The following is a 20,805-nucleotide window of genomic DNA, read 5'->3' as shown; positions in this document are numbered from 1 at the left end:
TTGATTTAGCGGGTGTCAGGCGCTCGGCCGGCCGGAACCAGCCTCGCGTGCTCACCACAGACCATGGACTGATTGGCAATGCTGATCAGTCCATTTTTCATTAGTCTGGAGTGAGCCTATATGGCAGGTATAAACGGAGTATCGGGTGTAGGCAGCATGGGCAGTGGCGGAAATGTCGGCGGGGGTGCCCCATCGAACCAAGGCCTCGATCAGCAGATCCAGGACCTCCAACGTAAAATCAAAGATATGCAGTCACAAGGTGCTAAAGGTGGTCAGGGCGCAGGTGAGCTCGACGAACTGATGAAGCTACTGGAAAAGCTGCTTAAACAAAAAAATGATCAAGGTGCGCAGGGCAATCAAGGCGCACAGGATGGCCAAGGTCGCGGCCAGGGCCAGATCCAAATGCCGGAGACCCAGGGCTCCGGCAAAGTCGGCGGTTGAACGGCACCTCTCAAAAAGCGCCTTTCAGGGCTTTTTTTTCGTGCTGAATCAGCTATTCAGCCTGTAATGACGTGGGGGGCGTAATGCAGGGGGCCGCATGTCATGCAACTGAAATGGAAATGTCTGGAACCGGTTCGACTTAAATGCCACATAAAATGTGGAAACCTACAAAGATTGGGTCGAGGATGAAAATGCATATTCCTGTATTGGAAAACATGTTGGTCATGGCAAGGCAACATGTAGCGCTGGAACAGGAAGCTGCTCGCAGGTACAAGCGCGATCAACAAATGGATGAAAAGGCGGGGGCGAAGATTGAAATGCCCGCCGTAGACACGAATCGCACCATTCAGTTTGATGAGCCGAAAAAAAACCCACCGTGAGGTGGGTTTTCTTATCCAGTACCAATCAATCAGTTAGCGACGGAAGACCGTGGCTTGACCGGTTGGTTGTCGTTGGAAATGGTCACTTCCACACGGCGGTTCATGGCACGACCCGAGGCGCTGCCGTTGTCGGCAACCGGGTATTCCTTGCCGTAACCCTGGGTCACGATGCGCGAGATGTCCACGCCTTGTTGAGCCAGTGCGCGTTGTACCGAAGCGGCACGACGCTCGGACAGGCTCTGGTTGTACGAATCGGAACCGGTGCTGTCGGTGTAGCCTTCGACGATTACCTTACGGTCCGGGTTGTCGCGCAGGAACTGGGCCAGCTTGGTGATGTTCACCAGGCCGCTGGATTTCAGGTCGGACTTGTTGGTGGCGAACAGCACGTCACCGAAAGTTACCAAGGTACCGCGATCGGTCTGCTTGGCGTTCAGGCTGTCCTGCAGTTGCTTGATTTGCGCATCGCGCGCATCCAGCAAGGCACGGGCACGTTCGTCGCCAGCGTTTTTCAGCTTGGCTTCGGATTCACGCAGCACGATGGTGTCTTTGGCCACTTCAACGCGCTGGTTGGTCAGGTAAGCCAGTTGGTCGACTTTCTTCTCGTCTTCCTTATCGCGGTAGGCCTTGTCAGCCTTGTCCAGCCATTCGCTGGCGTCTTTGGTTTCCAGGGCCGCGAGCTTGGTGGCTTGCGGGTTGGTCTGCAGGGAGGAGAAGTTGGTCCGTGCATTTTCCAGGTTCGCGTTAGGCGGGGTGGAACAGGCCGCCAGGGCAACGCTCATCGCCAGCAGGGCAGGGATCATCAATTGTTTACGCATAGTCGTGTCGTCCTTTCAATTCGATATCAGGTGCGTTGCAGTCACAGGAAGCGTCTTACTTCTGCTGGATAGCAGCTGGACGCATGCCTTCCTTACGCAGCTCTTCAACGGCTTTCTGGGAGTCCTTCACAGCCTGTTGGGCCTTGGCAGCCTGAGCCTTGCGTTCCGCGACGCGAGCGTCCCACTCGGCTTGTTCAGCCAACTGGCGAGCTTTGTCGTAGTTCTTGTCATGCATGGCAATTTCGGCTTCTTTTAGCTTGTCCTGGGCCGACTTCATTTCCACAGCCGCGTACTCAGTACCGCCGGCGCTGACAGCGCTGTTCACTGCGGACTGGGTCACCGCGTACTGCTCGGTCGGAGGGTTGCCGGCGCAGCCCGCCAGAACGAAGCTGGTGCCGATTGCCAACGCGGCCAATTTGAGCCCGCGCAGGTGGTTAAACGAGGATTTGGCAGTGCTGGTCTTCATCGTCTTCAACTCCATTGGATAACTCCTGAAAAACATCAAAATCCATGTCACTGGTCTGCGGCGGCGGGCCTGGCACTGATGCGCAAATTGCCCTTTAAAACGACCGTTCCAAGTGATGGCTTACTGGCTGTGACCGGAGGCTTTTTTCAAAAGTTCAGAGAAGATGGCGATTTGCCTAAAAAAATATCTGACTGATCGGTCAGCGTAAATGCGTTGGAACTTCTGCGTTGCGCAGTGGTACGCCGGGCCCGTATGGAGCCCGGAATAAAGAGGGTTGGTACGGGTTTGTCAGTGTTTCTGTTCGTCGCTGCTGGCGGACAGATCATGCAGGTAGCGGCGCGACAGCGTCAGAAAGCGTGGGGTGGGGCCGACGTCCTCGTACAGCGGATCGCCTTCTTCATCGGTGGCAATCACCTGCTGGCCCTTGATATAGGGGAAGCTGGCTTCCAGCTCTTCCAGGGCGGCGCCGATCAACTCACCGAGCAATTCTTCGGGGTGGCGTTTGGGGTACATCTCGGTGATGGCCGCCAGCCGCGCGGCGGACTCCATATCCAGGTGGATGGCGTACTCGGTCTTGGTCAAGCGACCCTTGGCGTTCTCTTCCCAATGCTGGGCCAGTTCTCGAATTTTCATGGCAACCTCAATGAAGCCCGCTTTTAGCAGGCGGTGATGAGTGTCCAGTCGCCTGCGCGGATAAACGCAACGACTTAACCTTGAGACTAGCTGCAACTCACAAGGTTTAAAGTCTTGTCATAAATCGATGCTGGCGGCACTCTGGCAAACCTGCGCGTCCCGGATTTCTGGCTGGAGATTGGCTGATGAGTGATATCGATGCACGCTTGCGTGAGGATGTTCACCTGCTGGGTGAGCTGTTGGGCAACACCATTCGAGAGCAGTACGGCGATGATTTCCTCGACAAGATCGAGCAGATCCGCAAAGGCGCCAAGGCTGACCGGCGCGGAGCTGGCGATGAACTGAGCACCAGCCTGAACCAGTTGCAGGAAAACGAACTGCTGCCGGTGGCCCGCGCCTTCAATCAGTTCCTGAATCTGGCCAACATTGCCGAGCAGTACCAACTGATCCACCGGCGTGATGAGTCGCAGCCGGCACCGTTCGAATCCCGTGTATTGCCCGAGTTGCTGGCGCGCCTGCAAGGCGAAGGCCACAGCAACGAATCCCTGGCCCGCCAGTTGGGGCGCCTGGAGATCGAACTGGTCCTCACCGCCCACCCCACCGAAGTGGCGCGCCGTACCCTGATCCAGAAATACGATGCCATCGCCGCCCAACTGGCGGCCCAGGATCACCGCGACCTCACCACCGCAGAGCGCGAGCAGATCCGCCAACGCTTGCAACGCTTGATCGCCGAAGCCTGGCACACCGAAGAAATCCGCCGCACTCGACCTACGCCCGTGGACGAAGCCAAATGGGGCTTTGCGGTGATCGAGCATTCGCTGTGGCACGCGATCCCCAACTATCTGCGCAAGGCTGACCAGGCGCTGCACGCCGCCACCGGTTTGCGCTTGCCCCTGGAGGCCGCACCGATCCGCTTTGCGTCGTGGATGGGCGGCGACCGTGACGGCAACCCGAACGTCACGGCACCGGTCACCCGCGAAGTGTTGCTGTTGGCGCGCTGGATGGCCGCCGATTTGTACCTGCGCGATATCGATCACCTGGCCTCTGAGCTGTCGATGCAACACGCCAGCCCGGCGTTGCAGGCCAAGGTCGGTGATAGCGTCGAGCCTTATCGCGCTTTGCTCAAGCAACTGCGCGAACGCCTGCGCGCCACGCGCCAATGGGCGCACACCGCGTTGAGCAGCAGCACCCCGGCGCCGGCCGAGGTGTTGCAGAACAACCGCGACCTGCTGGAGCCGCTGGAGCTGTGCTACCAGTCACTGCACGAATGCGGCATGGGCGTGATCGCCGATGGGCCTTTGCTCGATTGCCTGCGTCGGGCGGTGACCTTCGGGCTGTTCCTGGTGCGGTTGGACGTGCGTCAGGATTCCAGTCGCCATTCGGCCGCCATGACCGAAATCACCGACTACCTCGGCCTGGGCCGTTACGAGGACTGGAACGAAGAGATGCGTATCAGCTTCCTGATGAAGGAGTTGGCCAACCGTCGACCGCTGTTGCCGGGCTATTTCAAACCGTCGGCGGACACTGCCGAGGTACTCAACACCTGTAAGGAAGTCGCCGCCGCACCGGCTGCATCGTTGGGCTCGTATGTCATCTCCATGGCCGGCGCTGCCTCGGACGTTTTGGCCGTGCAACTGCTGCTTAAAGAGTCGGGCGTGCAACGGCCGATGCGCGTGGTGCCATTGTTCGAAACACTGGCTGACCTGGATAACGCCGGCCCGGTGATCGAGCAACTGTTGCTGCTGCCGGGCTATCGCGCGCGTTTGCAGGGGCCGCAGGAAGTGATGATCGGCTACTCGGACTCGGCCAAGGACGCCGGCACCACCGCCGCTGCCTGGGCGCAGTACCGGGCGCAGGAGCGCCTGGTGGATATCTGCCGTGAGCAACAAGTGGAACTGCTGTTGTTCCACGGTCGCGGTGGCACCGTGGGCCGTGGCGGTGGCCCGGCTCACGCGGCGATCCTGTCGCAACCGCCGGGTTCGGTGGCGGGGCGGTTCCGCACCACCGAACAGGGCGAGATGATCCGCTTCAAGTTCGGCCTGCCGGATATCGCCGAGCAGAACCTCAACCTTTACCTGGCTGCCGTGTTGGAGGCGACGCTGTTGCCACCGCCGCCGCCGGAGCCAGCCTGGCGCCATTTGATGGATGAATTGGCGGCAGATGGTGTCAGCGCTTACCGCGCTGTGGTGCGGGAAAATCCGCAGTTCGTCGAGTATTTCCGTCAGTCCACGCCGGAACAGGAACTGGGTCGCTTGCCCCTGGGCAGTCGCCCGGCCAAACGCCGGGCGGGCGGGATTGAAAGCCTGCGCGCGATCCCGTGGATCTTCGGCTGGACCCAGACCCGCCTGATGCTGCCGGCCTGGCTGGGTTGGGAAGCAGCGTTGAGCAAGGCCCTGGAGCGCGGCGAAGGCGAGTTGCTGGGGCAGATGCGTGAACAGTGGCCATTTTTCCGCACCCGTATCGATATGCTGGAAATGGTGCTGGCCAAGGCGGATGCCGATATCGCTCGCCTGTATGACGAGCGGCTGGTTCAGCCGGACCTGCTGCCATTGGGTGCGCATCTGCGCGACCTATTGTCGCAGGCGTGCAACGTGGTGCTTGGCCTGACCGGGCAGTCGCAACTGCTGGCCCATAGCCCGGACACCCTGGAGTTCATCCGCCTGCGCAACACCTACCTTGACCCCTTGCACTTGCTACAGGCCGAGTTGCTGGCGCGTTCACGCCAGCAGGAAGCGGCGCAGGACAGCCCTCTGGAACAGGCGCTGCTGGTCTCCGTGGCCGGTATTGCCGCCGGTTTGCGTAACACTGGCTAGGGTTTTTTGCGTGTTCTCAATAGCTTGCAGGTAAACCACGGCGGCCGCCCTGAAACGGGCGGCCGGTGTTTATGGGGCCGGGTTGCACTCAGGCACACCCTACCTATGACGCATGCCCTGCGCGGGTTCCTGCGACTTTTGGCGGCTTGTGTGGTTAAGGCCTGCTGTGTATCTTGATCAGCCTTTGGCCGTTTGGGCGGCCCGAATTCTATTTTTACGCGATTGGCCCCCTGCGGCGAATCCGAGCGTCATCTCTATAAAAAATTGAGGAGCACATCAATGCGCGTCATTCTGCTGGGAGCTCCCGGGGCCGGTAAAGGTACTCAGGCAAAGTTCATCACTGAAAAATTCGGCATTCCACAAATCTCCACCGGCGATATGCTGCGTGCGGCCGTCAAGGCTGGCACCGAGCTGGGCCTGATCGCCAAGAGCGTGATGGACAGCGGTGGCCTGGTGTCCGATGACTTGATCATCAACCTGGTCAAGGAACGCATCAGCCAGGAAGACTGCAAGAACGGTTTCCTGTTCGACGGCTTCCCACGCACCATTCCCCAGGCTGAAGCCCTGGTGAAGGCCGGCGTTGAGCTGGATGCGGTGGTTGAAATCGCGGTGGAAGATGAAGAGATCGTCCAGCGCATTGCCGGCCGTCGCGTTCACGAAGCCTCCGGCCGCGTGTACCACACTGTCTACAACCCGCCTAAAGTGGAAGGCAAGGACGATGTGACCGGCGAAGACCTGGTGCAGCGTAAAGACGACACCGAAGAAACCGTGCGTCATCGCCTGTCGGTCTACCATTCCCAGACCAAGCCGCTGGTGGACTTCTACCAGAAGCTGTCCGCTGCCCAAGGCAAGCCGAAGTACAGCCACATTCCTGGCATTGGCTCGGTTGAAGCGATCACTGCCAAAGTGCTGCAAGCACTGAGCTGATCCCTCGACTGGCTTCACGGATAACGGCCCGCTTGCGGGCCGTTGTTGTTTATACTGGCGCACTTTTTTTCGACTTGGACACCCACACCGATGAGCACCCTGCTGGCCCTGGACACCGCGACTGAAGCTTGCTCCGTTGCCCTGCTGCATGATGGCAAGGTAACGAGCCACTACGAGGTGATCCCGCGTCTGCATGCGCAGAAGCTGTTGCCGATGATCAAGCAACTGCTGGAAGACGCCGGCACTACGCTGGCTGCGGTGGATGCCATCGCCTTCGGCCGTGGTCCGGGTGCGTTTACCGGTGTGCGTATTGCCATCGGTGTGGTGCAGGGCCTGGCATTTGCGCTGGAACGCCCGGTATTGCCGGTGTCCAACCTGGCCGTTCTGGCCCAGCGCGCCTTGCGTGAACATGGCGTTCATCAGGTTGCGGCGGCTATCGATGCGCGCATGGATGAAGTGTATTGGGGCTGCTACCGCGAAACGGCAGGCGAGATGCGCCTGGTGGGTGTGGAAACTGTGCAGCCGCCTGAATCATCTGTATTGCCGGGTGATGCCAGCGGTGACTGGTTCGGTGCCGGCACCGGTTGGGGCTATGGTGAGCGCATCGCTGTGCCATTGGTTGGGAGAGACGCGGCGATGTTGCCCCACGCTGAAGATCTATTGGCCTTGGCGCGGTTTGCTTTTGAACGTGGGGAAGCGATCCCTGCGGATCAGGCAGCACCTGTTTACCTGCGCGATAAAGTGGCGCAGACCAAGGCCGAGCGCGGGATTATTTGACGTCAAAAATGATGGCAATATGGGGCTAAATTCACCAATCGTCAGAATTTGCCCCCCGTTTTAAACCTTTTTCAAATTATGTGTTCTAGTTATCACCAGAGCATTTGCGCACTACGGACAGTGCTGCCAAAATGCCATTACCGATAGCGAGTTCGCGCCCATGCGTATTGATGGCTTTTCCTCACAGTCCTACCCAATCAAGCGCAAGCCACGTAAGGCAAACGTTACGGTAGACGAGTCCGTCGAGGATTCGCCAGACTTCATCGAGGTCCAGTCCGACGCACAGGCCAACGCTCAAGCCCGTATCAGTGGTCTTCCCGCCCGTCAGCAAGACATGGTCTTCCCGCGCTCCATGAGCAAAAGCGTCGCAACCGCCCTGGCCAGCTACCTGACCACCGCCGGTTTTGTCGAATGGGATATGGAAGTGCTGGGCCTCGACATCCACATCTGATGCGCCTCCCTTACTACCTCGGTTGCCCGTCCTGGAGTGAAAACGCCTGGCGCGAGTACCTGTACCCCGCCGATGCCCGTTCCAGCGACTACCTCGCGCTCTACTCCCAGGTCTTCAACGCCGTTGAGGGCAACACCACGTTCTATGCACGACCCTCGGCCGCCACGGTGCAACGCTGGGCTGAAATCATGCCCGACGATTTTCGTTTCACGGCCAAGTTTCCCGGTGATATCAGCCACAGTGGCAACCTGATTGAGCAGCTGCCGGCTGCGGAAAGCTTTGTGGGCTTGATGAGTCCCCTGGGAGCGCGCGTATCCCCGCTATGGTTGCAACTGCCCGCGACGTTCACACCACAGCGTCTGGGGGAGTTGGCAGGCTTCATTGATGGCCTTGAGCGGCCCATGGCGGTGGAAGTGCGTCATGCGGAATTCTTCGCCAAAGGCGACGCCGAGCGCATGCTTAACCGCTTGTTACGGGACCGGGGCGTGGAGCGCATCTGCCTGGACCCGCGCGCGTTGTTCAGTTGCACGTCCACGTCAGCCGCCGTGCTGCACGCCCAATCGAAAAAGCCCAAGGTGCCAACCCGGCCGGCGGCCCTGACGCAGTTTCCCCAAGTGCGTTTTATCGGTCATCCCGAACTGGAAGCCAACGACCCATTCCTGGTGCCGTGGGTGGAAAAAGTCGCCGGGTGGATCGAAGAAGGCCGCACCCCCTACGTGTTCCTGCACACCTCGGATAATCGCCTCGCGGCACAACTGGCCCTGCGTTTCCACGACCAGTTGATGGCGCGCCTGCCGGGTCTGCCGCCGCTGCCGACCTTGGATCGTGCTCCCGCCGTGGAGCAACTGGGGTTACTCTAGGGCTCCTTTTCCCGCCAGGAGCCAGACATGGATGCCCAAACCCTTCGCGCCGAAACCTTCAAGGCCTTGCACGAACGTGACCGCGCGTTCGTGATGCCTAACCCGTGGGATGCAGGCTCTGCCGTGATGCTGGCCAGCCTGGGGTTTGAAGCCCTCGCCACCACCAGTGCGGGCTACGCGTTCAGCCTGGCGCGCCCGGATGCGGAAGGGGCGTTGTCCCTGGAAGACACCTTGATCAACGCCGGCATGATTGCCAATGCCACGGCGTTGCCGGTGGCGGCGGACCTGGAAAACGGCTTCAGCGACACTCCCGAAGGCTGCGCCCAGACCATCCTGCGTGCTGCCGCTACGGGTATTGTCGGCGGTTCCATTGAAGACGCCACGGGCATTGCCGCTGACCCGATCTATCCTTTCGACCTGTCCGTCGAGCGTGTAGAAGCCGCGGTGACTGCCGCGCGCAGCCTGCCATTCCCGTTCACCCTGACGGCCCGTGCGGAAAACCTCCTGCATGGTCGCCTGGATTTGCCCGACACCATCCGCCGCCTGCAAGCCTACGCCGAAGCCGGTGCCGACGTGCTGTATGCGCCGGCCCTGCGCAGTGCCGAGGAAGTGCTGGCGGTGGTCAAGGCGGTGGCGCCCAAGCCGGTGAACGTATTGATGTCCGGCGGCTTGAACCTCAGCGTCGCGCAACTCAGCGCGATGGGTGTGCGGCGGATCAGCGTCGGCTCGGCTCTGGCGTTGGCTGCCTATGGCGAGTTCTATCGTGCGGCCCAGGAAGTGTACGAACTGGGCACGTTCACCTTTACCGAACGTAAGATGCCATTTAGCCAGGCCAACCAGTTCTTCAAGGGCTAAGGGGTGCGTTTTTTCAAGTTGATGGGCGTGCTGCTGATCCTGGCCGGCGCCTTTGCCGTTGGCGTCTGGCGTGGTTGGGTGCCGCTGCCGGCCGATTGGAACCCGTGGGCCCCGCTGGATGTGCGCGCCAGCCCGAACCTATTGACCCGCTATAAGCTGGGTCGCCTGCAGGATGACCCGGCGTTGTGCGACCAAGTGCTGGAGACCTCGGGCCTGCGCGTCAGCCATCAAGCCGATACGCCCGCTGATGCGGCGTGTCCGCTGCGCAACACCTTGCGCGTTCAGGGTGCCGCAGTTGGCCTGAGCAGCAGTTTTCTCGCCAGTTGCCCGCTGGCTGTGGCGTTCGCCCTGTTCGAGCGCCACAGCCTGCAGCCGGCGGCCCAAGCGGTGTTCGGCCAGGCGGTGACGCGGGTCGAGCATCTGGGCAGCTTTGCCTGCCGCAATATGTACAACCGCGTCGAAGGGCGACTCAGCCAGCATGCGTCGGCCAATGCATTGGACATCGCCGGTTTTCGCCTGGCGGACGGGCGCAGTATCAGCGTGCTCAAGGATTGGCCGGGGGAGGACGATAAGGCGCGGTTCCTGCGTCAGGTCCGCGACAGTGCCTGCGATGATTTCAACGTGGTGCTGAGCCCGGATTACAACGCCGCGCACCGCAACCATTTCCATCTGGATATGGGGCGTTGGTGGGTGTGTCGCTGAGCATCAGGCGGCCAGGCGCAGATTCTGGGTGACCAGCGGGCGCGCCCAGTAGTAGTCGAAGTCGAGCGCTTTTTGCTGCGCGACCAGCTCTTCGGTCGGGTACGGCGTGGCGGCTGGCGGCAGCAGGTCCAGTTCGAATTCGGCGATGGGCAGGTGCAGTGGGCGTGGCTCCGGCGCCGGGCCTGGCTCTGGCAGCGGTGCGCCGGCGGTGAGTACAATCGGGCGGACCCAACCGCTTTCGAAGTTCTGCTGGCGCTGCTGGGCGACGATTTCTTCTTGCGGGAACGGCGTTGCGGCCGGTGGCAACAGCTCGGTTTCGAACTCGGCGATTGGCAGGAACAGCGGTTCTGGGGGGGCGATTTCGGTGTCTTTCACGTCGCACTCACGCTGGGTGAGGATCTGCGATAACAGGTCGGCGCCGGCGCGGGGCTCTACCGCTGGGTCCGCCGGTGCCGGCGCCTGCACTGCCAGCGCGTCCGGCGCATCGCCGAGCTGTTCGGCCAACGCACGGGCGAAGAAGTCCTGCCACACATGACTCACTCCAGCCAGCGCTTGAGTGTTGCGCAGGCCGTAGTGGTTGTGGGTCGGCAGTACACCGATGGTTAGGGGAAGAATGTCTGACATTTTTCTCGGTCGACGCTCAGCTCTGGCAAAATACCTGACTGTTGTTTTTATCGGCCGCCGTTTGCCGATCCTTAATATTTTTGAGCGTAGTAATTGATGAGCGAACAACCAGCTGCCAGCCGCATCCAGGTCGAGGCCTTGGGCGAGGGTTTCCAGGGCCGCGCCGAGCAGTGGGCGTCACTGCTCGATTTGCCGATGCATGTAGCCGATGCGGACTTTTCCCTGCAAGTGGGGGAGCACGGCCTACAGCTGCAACAGCTCGGGCCTGACGCGCCGGGGCCGGTGCGGGTGGACTTTGTCGAAGGTGGCGCGGCGCATCGGCGTCTTTACGGCGGTGGCAGCGGGCAGATGATCGCCAAGGCCGTGGGCATCGCCCAAGGCGTTCGCCCCCGGGTGCTGGATGCCACGGCCGGCCTGGGCAAGGACGCCTTCGTGCTGGCCAGCCTGGGCTGCGAGATGAGCCTGATCGAGCGCCAGCCGCTGATCGGCGCCTTGCTCGAAGACGGTCTGGCACGTGGCGCGGATGATTTTGAGGTGGCGCCGATCGTGGCGCGCATGGTGCTGCTCAAGGGCAACTCCATCGACGTGATGCGCAACTGGGAAGGTGAGCCGCCCCAAGTGATCTACCTCGACCCGATGTTCCCGCACCGTGAGAAAACCGCCTTGGTGAAGAAGGAAATGCGCCTGTTCCGGCCACTGGTGGGGGATGATCCAGACGCACCGGCGCTGTTGGCCGCCGCCCTGGCCCTGGCCAGCCACCGTGTGGTAGTCAAGCGCCCGCGCAAGGCGCCATGCATTGAAGGGCCCAAGCCGAGTCATGCGCTGGATGGCAAATCCAGTCGCTATGACATCTACCCAAAGAAGGCGCTCAAGCCTTGATCATGAAGGCCTGTAGGCCCGCATAAACAACCCCACTACCTCCTGCACATGTTCTTCGGCGGCTTCTTCACTCAGTTGCCCGCCGCAGCCATATAGCAAGCAGAAATTAGCCGTGCCCTTGAGCAGGCAGAAGAAATGCTCGGCCGCCGTAAAGGGCTTGTCGATGCTCAGCGCGCCGCTCTGGTCGATCTTGCCGAGCAGGCGCTCCATGCCCTGCAGCATGCGCATGGGGCCGGCCTCGAAGAAGATCTGCGAGAGTTTCACGTCCTGATTGCCGGTGGTCATCATCAGGCGATGCAGGTTGACCGACTCCTCACTGTTGATCAGACGATGGAACCCCCGCGCGATATTCAGCAACACAGTCTCCACGGGCATGCCCGCAGGCAACTCGAAGTACATCACCGGCAGTTGTTCTTCGCACTTGGCCACCACCGCGGCGGTGAACAAGGTCTCTTTATCGTTGAAGTGGCTGTACACGGTCAGTTTCGACACGCCGGCCTCAAGGGCCACGGCATCCATGCTGGTACTGGCGTAGCCATTGCTCAAAAACAGGATTTTCGCTGCTTCGAGGATTGCCTGGCGTTTTGCCATGTCCTTGGGGCGCCCGGGGCTATTGGTGTTTACGGGATTGTCGGACATTTTCACCTTTAATACTGGACTGGTGAGTTTGGTATTAATAACATACCGGCCAGTATAATTATTCTTAGCTCCATTTGCGAAAGGTCCTACAGCATGCGCAGTTCTTTCCTGCCCTTTGCGTTGCCTGTCAGTCTGGTCTTCCTGTTGGCCGGATGCGGCCATGAAGAAGCGGCCCAGACCACCATCCGTCCGGCCATGGTGGTGCAGCCACAGCCTTCTGCACAGTCGATGGACAGCTACCCCGGTGAAGTGCGCGCCCGTTATGAACCGGACCTGGCCTTTCGCATCGGTGGCAAAGTCAGCAAGCGGTTGGTGGAAGAGGGCGAGCGGGTCAAGGCCAACCAAGCGCTGGCCGAACTCGACCCGCAAGATGTGCGCCTGCAATTGGAAGCCACCCGTGCCCAAGTCGCCGCCGCCGAGGCCAATCTGAGCCTGGTGCGCGCCGAGCGTGACCGTTACAAGACCCTGATGGACCGTCAGATGGTCAGCCGCTCCCAGTACGACAATTCCGAAAATCTCTATCGATCCGGTGAGGCCCGTCTCAAGCAGATCAAGGCCGAGTTCGATGTGGCCAGCAACCAGGCCGGCTATGCGGTACTGCGTGCGCCACAGGATGGCGTGGTGGCCAAGCGTGCGGTGGAAGTCGGGCAGGTGGTGTCCGCCGGCCAGACCGTGTTCACCCTGGCTACCGATGGCGAGCGCGAAGTGCTGATCAGCCTGCCCGAGCAAGGTTTTGGCCGTTTCAAGATCGGCCAGCCCGTATCGGTCGAACTGTGGAGCCAGCCCGACCAGCGCTTCAGTGGTCGCATTCGTGAACTGTCGCCGGCCGCCGATCCAAAGTCGCGTACGTTTGCTGCCCGCGTGGCATTCACTGGGGGCAAGGTCCCAGCCGAACTGGGCCAGAGCGCACGTGTATTCATACAGGTCGACGGCGATATTCCGCTCTCGGTCCCACTGTCGGCTCTCAGCGCAGAGAACGGAGCGTCTTACGTCTGGCGTGTACAACCCGACAACACCCTCAAGCGCACACCGGTACGCATCGGTGCCTTCGGTGAAAAAACCGTCCCGGTACTCGAAGGTTTGAGCCCTACGGATTGGGTTATTGCTGCCGGTGTACATGTGCTTCACGAGGGCCAGCAAGTGCGCCCGGTGGATCGCTCCAACCGTGTGGTGAATCTGGCGGTCAAGGAGTAGTCCCCGATGGGTTTCAATCTTTCCGAATGGGCGTTGCGTAATCGTCAGATCGTCCTGTTCCTGATGATTCTGCTGGCAGTGGTTGGCACTTTGTCCTACTCCAAACTGGGACAAAGTGAAGACCCGCCGTTCACCTTCAAGGCCATGGTGATCAAGACCAACTGGCCTGGCGCCACGGCCCAGGAAGTCTCGCGGCAAGTCACCGAGCGTATCGAGAAAAAACTCATGGAAACCGGTGAGTACGAGCGCATCGTCTCGTTCTCGCGTCCCGGTGAATCTCAGGTCACCTTTATCGCCCGTGACTCCATGCATTCGGCGCAGATTCCTGAGCTGTGGTATCAGGTGCGCAAGAAGATCAGCGATATCCGCCAGACCTTGCCACCGGATATCCAGGGTCCGTTCTTCAACGATGAATTCGGCACCACCTTCGGCAATATCTACGCCTTGACCGGTGATGGTTTTGACTACGCGGTGCTCAAGGACTACGCCGACCGCATCCAGATTCAACTGCAGCGCGTGGCGGATGTGGGCAAGGTCGAGTTGCTGGGCCTGCAGGACGAGAAGATCTGGATCGAACTGTCCAACCTCAAGCTGGCGACCCTCGGTTTGCCGCTGGCAGCGGTACAGCTGGCGTTGCAGGAGCAGAACGCAGTCTCCACTGCCGGGTTCTTTGAAACCCCGAGCGAACGCGTGCAACTGCGCGTATCGGGTAACTTCAAGACCGTGGAAGAGATCCGCAACTTTCCGATTCGCGTGGGCGACCGTACCTTCCGCATCGGCGACGTAGCCGACATACACCGTGGCTTCAACGACCCGCCGGCACCGCGCATGCGTTACATGGGTGAAGACGCGATCGGCCTGGCCGTGGCTATGCGTGACGGTGGCGACATCCTAGTACTGGGCAAAGCCCTGGAAGGAGAATTCGCACGCCTGCAGAAGAACCTTCCAGCCGGTATGGAGCTGCGTAAGGTGTCAGACCAACCGGCGGCGGTGAAAACCAGCGTCGGCGAATTCGTGCAGGTACTGGCCGAAGCCTTGGCCATCGTGTTGCTGGTGAGTTTCTTCTCCCTTGGCGTGCGTACCGGCATGGTGGTGGCCCTGGCGATTCCGCTGGTGCTGGCGATGACCTTTGCCGCCATGTATTACCTCGGTATTGGTCTGCACAAGATTTCCCTCGGTGCCTTGGTGCTGGCGCTGGGTTTGCTGGTGGACGACGCAATCATCGCTGTGGAGATGATGGCGATCAAAATGGAGCAGGGTTACGACCGGCTCAAGGCCGCCAGCTTTGCCTGGACCAGCACCGCATTCCCCATGCTCACCGGTACGCTGATCACCGCAGCAGGCTTCCTGCCGATTGCCACCGCGCAATCGAGTACCGGCGAATACACCCGTTCGATTTTCCAGGTAGTGACCATTGCGTTGCTCGCCTCCTGGGTGGCTGCAGTTGTGTTCGTGCCCTACCTGGGGGAAAAACTCTTGCCGGACCTGGCGAAGATTCATGCAGCCAAGCACGGCACCGATGGTCCGGATCCCTACGGCACACCTTTCTATCAGCGCGTAAGACGCTTGGTGGAGTGGTGCGTGCGTCGGCGCAAAACCGTGATTGTCCTGACCCTGCTGCTGTTTATCGGCTCGGTGGCGCTGTTCCGTTTTGTGCCGCAACAGTTCTTCCCGGCTTCCGGCCGCCTGGAGCTGATGGTCGATCTGAAGCTGGCCGAAGGGGCGTCCTTGAGCAACACCGCCGACCAGGTTAAACGCCTGGAAGCCTTGCTCAAGGAGCACGCGGGCATCGACAACTACGTGGCCTATGTCGGCACCGGTTCACCGCGCTTCTACCTGCCGCTTGACCAACAACTGCCGGCCGCCAGCTTTGCCCAGTTTGTCGTGCTGGCCAAAACCATTGAGGAGCGCGAAAGCCTGCGCACCTGGCTGATCGAAACGCTCAACGAACAATTCCCTGACCTGCGCTCACGGGTTACGCGCCTGGAGAACGGCCCGCCTGTGGGCTATCCGGTGCAGTTTCGCGTGACCGGCGAACATATCGAAGAAGTCCGCGCCCTGGCTCGGAAAGTCGCGGCAAAGGTTCGCGAAAATACCCACGTGGTCAACGTGCACCTGGACTGGGAAGAGCCGAGCAAGATCGTCTACCTCAATATCGATCAGGACCGCGCCCGTGCCCTTGGCGTGAGCACGGCCAACCTGTCGAAATTCCTGCAGAGCTCGTTGACCGGTTCCAGCGTCAGCCAGTACCGAGAGGACAACGAGTTGATCGAAATCCTCCTGCGCGGCACCGTGCATGAACGCACCGAGCTGTCGTTGCTGCCAAGCCTGGCGGTGCCTACCGACAACGGCAAAAGCGTGGCGCTGTCGCAGATCGCCACCCTGGAGTACGGCTTCGAAGAAGGCATCATCTGGCACCGCAACCGCCTGCCAACGGTGACCGTGCGCGCCGATATCTACGGAAAGGAACAACCGGCGACCCTGGTCCAGCAAATCCTGCCGACCCTGGAAGGCGTACGCGCCGAGCTGCCGGATGGTTACTTGCTGGACGTCGGCGGCACGGTCGAAGACTCCGCCCGTGGGCAGAACTCGGTAAAAGCCGGCGTGCCGTTGTTCATCGTGGTGGTGCTGACGTTGCTGATGCTGCAACTGCGCAGTTTCTCACGCACGGCGATGGTGTTTCTGACGGCGCCGCTGGGCCTGATCGGCGTGACGCTGTTCCTGTTGGTATTCCGCCAACCCTTCGGGTTTGTGGCCATGCTCGGCACCATCGCCTTGTCGGGGATGATCATGCGCAACTCGGTGATCCTGGTGGACCAGATCGAACAGGACATCAAGGCGGGCCTGGCGCCATGGCAGGCAATTATCGAAGCCACCGTCCGACGCTTCCGCCCGATTGTGCTGACAGCCCTCGCGGCGGTGCTGGCGATGATCCCGCTGTCACGCAGCGTGTTCTTCGGGCCGATGGCCGTGGCGATCATGGGCGGGTTGATTGTGGCGACGGCGCTGACGTTGTTGTTCCTGCCGGCGTTGTACGCGGCATGGTTCAGAGTCAGGAAGGAACTGGCGTAAGCCTGAAACAATTACGCCAAGGCCCGGTACAAGCGGCCTTGGCGCAGTGTTCCAAAGGTGTTGCCAAGGGTTTACAGCGCCCCGAACACCTTCTTCGCCAGGCTGGTGGCCGCAGCCGCCGGGTTCTCACGAATGGTTTCTTCCTGCTTCGCAATCATCTTGAACAACCCGTCCAGGGCCTGCTCGGTCACGTAGTTCTCGACGTTCGCGCTCTTGGCGTCCACAGCGCCAAAGGCCGCGGCCTTGCCGGCCAGGGCGTTATATTGTTGGGCGACGCCGACCTTGTCGGTCGCCGCTTTGACGATCGGCAGGAACTTGGCGCGGATTTGCTCGCGGCTGCTTTTGTTCAGGTACTGGGTGGCCGAGTCCTGACCACCACTGAGAATGCCCTTGGCGTCTGTCACGCTCATGTTTTTCACGGCATTTACGAGGATTGGTTGGGCCTGGGTCACGGCGGTTTCGGCGGCCTTGTTCATGCTGGTTTCCAACTGGGTCACCTGGTCACCCATGCCGAACATCTTCAGTTTGTCGGCGACTTTGCCCAACTTGCCGGGCAGACCGATCTTCACTTCCGGGTTGTTGCTGAAACCACCCGGTACGCCCAGTTGCTTCACGGCGATCTGCGCGCCTTGGGTCAGGGCGTCCTTGAGGCCGCCACTGGCGTCGCCCTGGGACAGGCTGCTCAAGTCCAGGGCCATGGCGTTGGCACCGAACAGCAGGCCGGCACACAGGGCAGTAAAACGAAGGGAATTACGGAGCATGGGCGCTTCCTTTTTGATCTGGCTTAAGTTCTGGAGACTATCAGTGGGCGACAGCATCAACCCGCAGGCGCAGGGGTTGCGCGTCCTGGCCATTGAGCTGCACAGCGTGCCTTTCGGTGGTGATAAACAGTAGCTTGCCATCCACTTCGATGCGAGCGTTCACCGAATAAGTGTGGCCAGGTTTGATTTGCGCGGGGTCATAGCTCAGGTGAAACGGCAGTGGCACCTGGCCTTTGACCGGGCCTTTCTGCTCAGCCAGGGTCACGGCCGGAGCATCCATCAGCGACACGTCTTGCAGGCTGACGCTCAAGGTCGCGGTGGGCGGCAGGGCGATGCGTTGCAGGTAGAACACTTCGCCGTCGAGGCTGGCTTTGGGGGCAGGGCTCATGGATTGGCAAGCTCCGAGCAGGGCGGTCAGGCCCAGGAGGATGATCTTTTTCATGGTGTTGCTCCTTTTCAACGGCGCCGGAATCCATCCGGCGCCTCTTTAAATCTAGCGGGTTTCTTCAGGTGCAGTGGCGTCGGGTTCGACGGGTGCTTCGGCGGCGCCATCCACGCGATGCAACGCCACTTGGCGGATCGACAAGCGAATCTCCGCCGGCAGCACGCGTTTCGCCGCGCCTTCGGCCAGTTCGCCGAGCAGGTCGTGATAGCTCAGTTTGCCGGCCTCGTCGCGGCGCAGCACATCTTGCTCCAGCAAGGTCTGGATGAAATGTCGGAAAAGGCTCTTGTCGAAGAATTCCGGGGCGTTGAGGCCATGCAGGATCGACAGGCGCTGGGCCATGATCGTGCACAGGTCTTCCAGTTCTTCGGCGCTGATGCTGCTCTGGCCGCTGTTGAGCAGCAGCGAAATCGCCATGTAGAAGCGTTGCAGGGTCTGGGCAATGCTCTTGGACAGCAAGGTCAACAGCACAAAGTGCCGCGAACTCGGCGCCGGACGCAGGTAGACATTGTTTTCGAAACGCAGCAGGCCCTGTTCGACAAAGGCCTCCAGCCATTGGTCGATTACCGTGTCCAGCTCTTCCAGCGACCAACGAATGAACAGTTCCGATTGCAGGTACGGGTACAACGCGTGGGTGTAACGCAGGATCTGGTCGCGGCTCATCCGTGAGCTGCTCTGGAAGAAGCTCGCCAGCAGCGCCGGCAGGGCAAAGATATGCAAAACGTTGTTGCGGTAATAGGTCATCAGGACGGCGTTCTGCTCGTCCAGGTACAGAATCTTGCCCAGGGCATCACTCTGCTCCGACAGCAGGTCCATGTCCTTCACATGCTTGATCAGCGCCAGGCCATCGCCTTCGGGCAAGGTGGTGTGAGGCGAGTAGGGCACGCGGCGCAGCAACGCCAGGTACAGGTCCAACTGGCGCGCCATGGCTTGTTCGTCCAAGGCCAGGCGGGTGGTGGACAGCAATGCCAGGGCCACGAGGTTTACCGGGTTGACCGCAGCGGCTTCGTTCAAGTGGCGTGCCACCTGTTCGCCGAGGCGGTTGGTGGTTTCGTTGAGCCAGGCCGGCTTGTAGTTCGGACCCAGTTCTTGGGCACGCCAATCCGGTTGCTCGCTGTCGAGGAACTCGGCCAGTTTGATCGGCTCGCCGAAGTTGACCGCGACCTGACCAAAGCGCTGTTTGAGCGCGCCGACCACTTTGAAAATATCGAAGATCGACTCTTTCTTCTTGCTCGCGCCGCGCAACTCGCCCAGGTAGGTGCGGCCTTCGAGTACGCGCTCATAGCCGATATACACCGGCACAAACACGATCGGCATGCGTGAGGAGCGCAAGAAGCTGCGTAGGGTGATCGCCAGCATCCCGGTCTTCGGCTGCAACATGCGTCCGGTACGCGAACGTCCGCCTTCGACGAAGTACTCCACCGGAAAGCCCTTGGTGAACAAGGTGTGCAGGTATTCGTTGAACACTGAGGTGTACAGCGGGTTGCCCTTGAAGGTGCGGCGCATGAAAAACGCACCGCCACGGCGCAGCAGGCTGCCAATCACCGGCATGTTCAGGTTGATTCCGGCGGCGATGTGCGGCGGGGTCAGGCCATTCTTGAACAACAGGTAGGACAGCAACAGATAGTCGATGTGGCTGCGGTGACAAGGCACGTAGATCACCTCGTAACCCTGGGCAACCTTTTGCACACCTTCGATGTTATTGACCTTGATGCCGTCGTAGATCTTGTTCCAGAACCAGCTCAGTACCACTTCGAGGAAGCGGATCGCCGTGTAGGTGTAGTCCGAGGCGATCTCGTTGCCGTAGCGCAGGGCCTGGGCCTTGGCTTTCTCCGGGCTGATCTTCTCCCGTTCGGCCTCATCGGCAATGGCTTGGCGCACCAGCGGCATGTTGACCAGGCCCTTCACCAGGTTGCGGCGGTGGGACAAATCGGGACCGATCACCGCCGTCTTCAGGTTACGAAAGTGCACGCGCAGGATGCGTTGAGCCATGCGCACGGTACGTTCGTGGCCTTTATTGTGCTCGATCAATTCACGCAGGTTGATAGGCGCAGAGAATTGCACCCGGGTCTTGCGACCGAGGATCAGAATGCTCAACAGCCGGCGCAGACGCCCGGTGACGGCCCAGCTGTCGGCAAACAACAGCTTCCACGGGCTGGATTCGCTCTCGGGGGACTGGCCCCAGAACACGCTGACCGGAATGATTTGTGCATTCTCTTCGGCGTGTTCGGTGAGGGTGTTGACCAGACGCGTCAATGTGGGCGGCGCGCCGCGCTTGTCCTGGCGGCCGAGCCAGTCCGGTTCCGGCGTGAGGTAGAAGAACGCCGCCGGTTCCATCAAGGGGCCTACCGATACCGGCAGCACCGGGCGCGGCAGGCCAGCTTTGGTGCACTCGGCGTCGACCACGGCCAATTCGGTGAGGGAGGGCGATTGCAGGACGTAGAACACCGGCCGGCTGCGGTCCAGGTTAAGGGTCAGGGACGACTGGTTGATCGTCTCCGAGCGGACCCAGAGGTACAACAGTCGGCGCAAGGTGCCGAACACTAGACGGCGGAACGGGGAACGGGTCATAGGCGTGCTGCTTCAAGTGGAAAAAACCGAGCAGGCGCTCGGGCGGGTAGTGTGCCGTATTCGCCGAAAATCGGCAAAAAAGCAGCGATGTAAACTTGAGTTGATCGTTTTTGAGCCTGTCTTATACTCGGCAGTTCAATGCGAGCGACTCAACAATAAAAATGCATGTGGGAGTAAGACAGATGGCAACGCGTGAAACCGGCAATGTGAAGTGGTTCAACGATGCAAAGGGTTATGGCTTTATCCAGCGCGAAGACGGCAAGGATGTGTTTGTGCACTACCGTGCCATTCGCGGTGAGGGCCACCGCTCTCTGGCTGAGGGCCAGCAAGTGGAATACGCCGTGGTGACCGGCGAGAAGGGGTTGCAGGCGGAGGATGTGGTCGGCCTGTAAGGCCGAGATGTGGGACCGAGCTTGCTGTGGTGAGCGGGGGTGGCCCCCCCCGGGGGGGGGGGGCCCCCCCCCCCGGGGGCACCCCCCCCCCCCCCAACCACCAACCCCCCA

At 60.6% G+C, this 20,805-nt stretch carries 21 protein-coding genes; 13 read left to right on the top strand and 8 right to left on the bottom strand.

Going from position 1 to position 20,805, the window contains the following annotated elements:
- The first annotated feature begins 120 nt into the window (after window positions 1–120).
- Entirely contained in the window at window positions 121–441 is a 321-nt protein-coding gene (locus tag ACP7C6_RS15715) for a hypothetical protein (RefSeq protein ID WP_134743146.1), read from the top strand.
- Window positions 442–632: 191 nt separating this feature from the next.
- Window positions 633–821, top strand: coding sequence for a hypothetical protein (locus tag ACP7C6_RS15710; RefSeq protein ID WP_426108964.1), 189 nt, complete (start codon window positions 633–635; stop codon window positions 819–821).
- 29 nt (window positions 822–850) lie between these two features.
- Here the strand turns inward: ACP7C6_RS15710 and ACP7C6_RS15705 are convergent, their stop codons facing one another.
- The 3 genes from ACP7C6_RS15705 to ACP7C6_RS15695 form a co-directional block, all read right to left on the bottom strand.
- Complete coding sequence (locus ACP7C6_RS15705; RefSeq protein ID WP_028619123.1) at window positions 851–1,636, bottom strand: OmpA family protein; 786 nt, start codon at window positions 1,634–1,636, stop codon at window positions 851–853.
- A gap of 55 nt (window positions 1,637–1,691) precedes the next feature.
- Entirely contained in the window at window positions 1,692–2,117 is a 426-nt protein-coding gene (locus tag ACP7C6_RS15700; RefSeq protein WP_028619124.1) for a DUF4398 domain-containing protein, read from the bottom strand.
- 273 nt (window positions 2,118–2,390) lie between these two features.
- Window positions 2,391–2,735, bottom strand: a complete 345-nt coding sequence (locus ACP7C6_RS15695) for a hypothetical protein (RefSeq protein WP_028619125.1) — start codon at window positions 2,733–2,735, stop codon at window positions 2,391–2,393.
- Between the two features lie 185 nt (window positions 2,736–2,920).
- Between ACP7C6_RS15695 and ppc the strand changes: the two genes are divergently transcribed.
- The 7 genes from ppc (at window position 2,921) to ACP7C6_RS15660 (ending at window position 10,120) form a co-directional block, all read left to right on the top strand.
- A complete protein-coding gene (gene ppc, locus ACP7C6_RS15690) occupies window positions 2,921–5,548 on the top strand; it encodes a phosphoenolpyruvate carboxylase (protein WP_426108963.1) in 2,628 nt (875 codons plus the stop codon).
- A gap of 279 nt (window positions 5,549–5,827) precedes the next feature.
- A complete protein-coding gene (adk, locus tag ACP7C6_RS15685) occupies window positions 5,828–6,475 on the top strand; it encodes an adenylate kinase (protein WP_426108962.1) in 648 nt (215 codons plus the stop codon).
- Between the two features lie 90 nt (window positions 6,476–6,565).
- Window positions 6,566–7,252: a tRNA (adenosine(37)-N6)-threonylcarbamoyltransferase complex dimerization subunit type 1 TsaB gene (gene tsaB / locus ACP7C6_RS15680; protein ID WP_068936967.1), complete on the top strand. Its 687-nt coding sequence runs from the start codon at window positions 6,566–6,568 to the stop codon at window positions 7,250–7,252.
- Window positions 7,253–7,412: 160 nt separating this feature from the next.
- Window positions 7,413–7,703: a hypothetical protein gene (locus ACP7C6_RS15675; RefSeq protein ID WP_016979856.1), complete on the top strand. Its 291-nt coding sequence runs from the start codon at window positions 7,413–7,415 to the stop codon at window positions 7,701–7,703.
- The gene (locus ACP7C6_RS15670; protein WP_311894863.1) at window positions 7,703–8,563 is read left to right on the top strand and encodes a DUF72 domain-containing protein; all 861 of its coding nucleotides are present in this window, start codon (window positions 7,703–7,705) and stop codon (window positions 8,561–8,563) included. The genes ACP7C6_RS15675 and ACP7C6_RS15670 overlap by 1 nt, the downstream gene beginning before the upstream one ends.
- Window positions 8,564–8,590: 27 nt before the next feature.
- Window positions 8,591–9,418 (top strand): isocitrate lyase/PEP mutase family protein, encoded by an 828-nt coding sequence (locus ACP7C6_RS15665; protein WP_028619130.1) that lies wholly within the window; start codon window positions 8,591–8,593, stop codon window positions 9,416–9,418.
- 21 nt (window positions 9,419–9,439) lie between these two features.
- Entirely contained in the window at window positions 9,440–10,120 is a 681-nt protein-coding gene (locus ACP7C6_RS15660) for an extensin family protein (RefSeq protein WP_268964325.1), read from the top strand.
- A 3-nt stretch (window positions 10,121–10,123) separates the two neighbouring features.
- Here ACP7C6_RS15660 and ACP7C6_RS15655 read toward each other — a convergent pair whose 3' ends face one another.
- Complete coding sequence (locus ACP7C6_RS15655) at window positions 10,124–10,744, bottom strand: energy transducer TonB (RefSeq protein WP_236320467.1); 621 nt, start codon at window positions 10,742–10,744, stop codon at window positions 10,124–10,126.
- A gap of 96 nt (window positions 10,745–10,840) precedes the next feature.
- Here ACP7C6_RS15655 and ACP7C6_RS15650 point away from each other — a divergent pair, with 96 nt between their 5' ends.
- On the top strand, window positions 10,841–11,623 hold the full coding sequence (locus ACP7C6_RS15650) for a class I SAM-dependent methyltransferase (RefSeq protein WP_028619133.1): 783 nt from the start codon (window positions 10,841–10,843) through the stop codon (window positions 11,621–11,623).
- Here ACP7C6_RS15650 and ACP7C6_RS15645 read toward each other — a convergent pair whose 3' ends face one another.
- Window positions 11,624–12,262, bottom strand: a complete 639-nt coding sequence (locus ACP7C6_RS15645; protein ID WP_028619134.1) for a TetR/AcrR family transcriptional regulator — start codon at window positions 12,260–12,262, stop codon at window positions 11,624–11,626.
- Window positions 12,263–12,355: 93 nt separating this feature from the next.
- On the opposite strand from ACP7C6_RS15645, the gene ACP7C6_RS15640 reads away from it, so the two are divergent.
- Both ACP7C6_RS15640 and ACP7C6_RS15635 read left to right on the top strand, forming a co-directional pair.
- On the top strand, window positions 12,356–13,456 hold the full coding sequence (locus ACP7C6_RS15640; protein WP_028619135.1) for an efflux RND transporter periplasmic adaptor subunit: 1,101 nt from the start codon (window positions 12,356–12,358) through the stop codon (window positions 13,454–13,456).
- 6 nt (window positions 13,457–13,462) lie between these two features.
- A complete protein-coding gene (locus tag ACP7C6_RS15635) occupies window positions 13,463–16,528 on the top strand; it encodes an efflux RND transporter permease subunit (RefSeq protein ID WP_426108961.1) in 3,066 nt (1,021 codons plus the stop codon).
- Between the two features lie 71 nt (window positions 16,529–16,599).
- On the opposite strand, the gene ACP7C6_RS15630 is transcribed toward ACP7C6_RS15635, so the two are convergent.
- The 3 genes from ACP7C6_RS15630 to plsB are packed head-to-tail and all read right to left on the bottom strand — an operon-like array spanning window position 16,600 to window position 20,302.
- Entirely contained in the window at window positions 16,600–17,289 is a 690-nt protein-coding gene (locus ACP7C6_RS15630; RefSeq protein ID WP_028619137.1) for a DUF4197 domain-containing protein, read from the bottom strand.
- Between the two features lie 40 nt (window positions 17,290–17,329).
- The gene (locus ACP7C6_RS15625; RefSeq protein WP_068936960.1) at window positions 17,330–17,731 is read right to left on the bottom strand and encodes a YbaY family lipoprotein; all 402 of its coding nucleotides are present in this window, start codon (window positions 17,729–17,731) and stop codon (window positions 17,330–17,332) included.
- A gap of 51 nt (window positions 17,732–17,782) precedes the next feature.
- Window positions 17,783–20,302, bottom strand: coding sequence for a glycerol-3-phosphate 1-O-acyltransferase PlsB (gene plsB, locus ACP7C6_RS15620; RefSeq protein ID WP_028619139.1), 2,520 nt, complete (start codon window positions 20,300–20,302; stop codon window positions 17,783–17,785).
- 182 nt (window positions 20,303–20,484) lie between these two features.
- On the opposite strand from plsB, the gene ACP7C6_RS15615 reads away from it, so the two are divergent.
- Window positions 20,485–20,694, top strand: coding sequence for a cold-shock protein (locus tag ACP7C6_RS15615; protein WP_003219353.1), 210 nt, complete (start codon window positions 20,485–20,487; stop codon window positions 20,692–20,694).
- Window positions 20,695–20,805: the final 111 nt, after the last annotated feature.

The sequence above is a fragment of the Pseudomonas sp. TWR1-1-4 genome (assembly GCF_049897165.1).
Taxonomy (GTDB): domain Bacteria; phylum Pseudomonadota; class Gammaproteobacteria; order Pseudomonadales; family Pseudomonadaceae; genus Aquipseudomonas; species Aquipseudomonas canadensis.
This window is presented reverse-complemented; position numbering and strand designations above follow the sequence as displayed.

Excerpts from the sequence above, each read along its gene's own strand:
- ACP7C6_RS15715 (WP_134743146.1), top strand. The coding sequence starts at position 121 with ATGGCAGGTATAAACGGAGTATCGGGTGTAGGCAGCATGGGCAGTGGC.
- ACP7C6_RS15710 (WP_426108964.1), top strand. The coding sequence starts at position 633 with ATGCATATTCCTGTATTGGAAAACATGTTGGTCATGGCAAGGCAACAT.
- ACP7C6_RS15705 (WP_028619123.1), bottom strand. The coding sequence starts at position 1,636 with ATGCGTAAACAATTGATGATCCCTGCCCTGCTGGCGATGAGCGTTGCC.
- ACP7C6_RS15700 (WP_028619124.1), bottom strand. The coding sequence starts at position 2,117 with ATGGAGTTGAAGACGATGAAGACCAGCACTGCCAAATCCTCGTTTAAC.
- ACP7C6_RS15695 (WP_028619125.1), bottom strand. The coding sequence starts at position 2,735 with ATGAAAATTCGAGAACTGGCCCAGCATTGGGAAGAGAACGCCAAGGGT.
- ppc (WP_426108963.1), top strand. The coding sequence starts at position 2,921 with ATGAGTGATATCGATGCACGCTTGCGTGAGGATGTTCACCTGCTGGGT.
- adk (WP_426108962.1), top strand. The coding sequence starts at position 5,828 with ATGCGCGTCATTCTGCTGGGAGCTCCCGGGGCCGGTAAAGGTACTCAG.
- tsaB (WP_068936967.1), top strand. The coding sequence starts at position 6,566 with ATGAGCACCCTGCTGGCCCTGGACACCGCGACTGAAGCTTGCTCCGTT.
- ACP7C6_RS15675 (WP_016979856.1), top strand. The coding sequence starts at position 7,413 with ATGCGTATTGATGGCTTTTCCTCACAGTCCTACCCAATCAAGCGCAAG.
- ACP7C6_RS15670 (WP_311894863.1), top strand. The coding sequence starts at position 7,703 with ATGCGCCTCCCTTACTACCTCGGTTGCCCGTCCTGGAGTGAAAACGCC.
- ACP7C6_RS15665 (WP_028619130.1), top strand. The coding sequence starts at position 8,591 with ATGGATGCCCAAACCCTTCGCGCCGAAACCTTCAAGGCCTTGCACGAA.
- ACP7C6_RS15660 (WP_268964325.1), top strand. The coding sequence starts at position 9,440 with ATGGGCGTGCTGCTGATCCTGGCCGGCGCCTTTGCCGTTGGCGTCTGG.
- ACP7C6_RS15655 (WP_236320467.1), bottom strand. The coding sequence starts at position 10,744 with ATGTCAGACATTCTTCCCCTAACCATCGGTGTACTGCCGACCCACAAC.
- ACP7C6_RS15650 (WP_028619133.1), top strand. The coding sequence starts at position 10,841 with ATGAGCGAACAACCAGCTGCCAGCCGCATCCAGGTCGAGGCCTTGGGC.
- ACP7C6_RS15645 (WP_028619134.1), bottom strand. The coding sequence starts at position 12,262 with ATGTCCGACAATCCCGTAAACACCAATAGCCCCGGGCGCCCCAAGGAC.
- ACP7C6_RS15640 (WP_028619135.1), top strand. The coding sequence starts at position 12,356 with ATGCGCAGTTCTTTCCTGCCCTTTGCGTTGCCTGTCAGTCTGGTCTTC.
- ACP7C6_RS15635 (WP_426108961.1), top strand. The coding sequence starts at position 13,463 with ATGGGTTTCAATCTTTCCGAATGGGCGTTGCGTAATCGTCAGATCGTC.
- ACP7C6_RS15630 (WP_028619137.1), bottom strand. The coding sequence starts at position 17,289 with ATGCTCCGTAATTCCCTTCGTTTTACTGCCCTGTGTGCCGGCCTGCTG.
- ACP7C6_RS15625 (WP_068936960.1), bottom strand. The coding sequence starts at position 17,731 with ATGAAAAAGATCATCCTCCTGGGCCTGACCGCCCTGCTCGGAGCTTGC.
- plsB (WP_028619139.1), bottom strand. The coding sequence starts at position 20,302 with ATGACCCGTTCCCCGTTCCGCCGTCTAGTGTTCGGCACCTTGCGCCGA.
- ACP7C6_RS15615 (WP_003219353.1), top strand. The coding sequence starts at position 20,485 with ATGGCAACGCGTGAAACCGGCAATGTGAAGTGGTTCAACGATGCAAAG.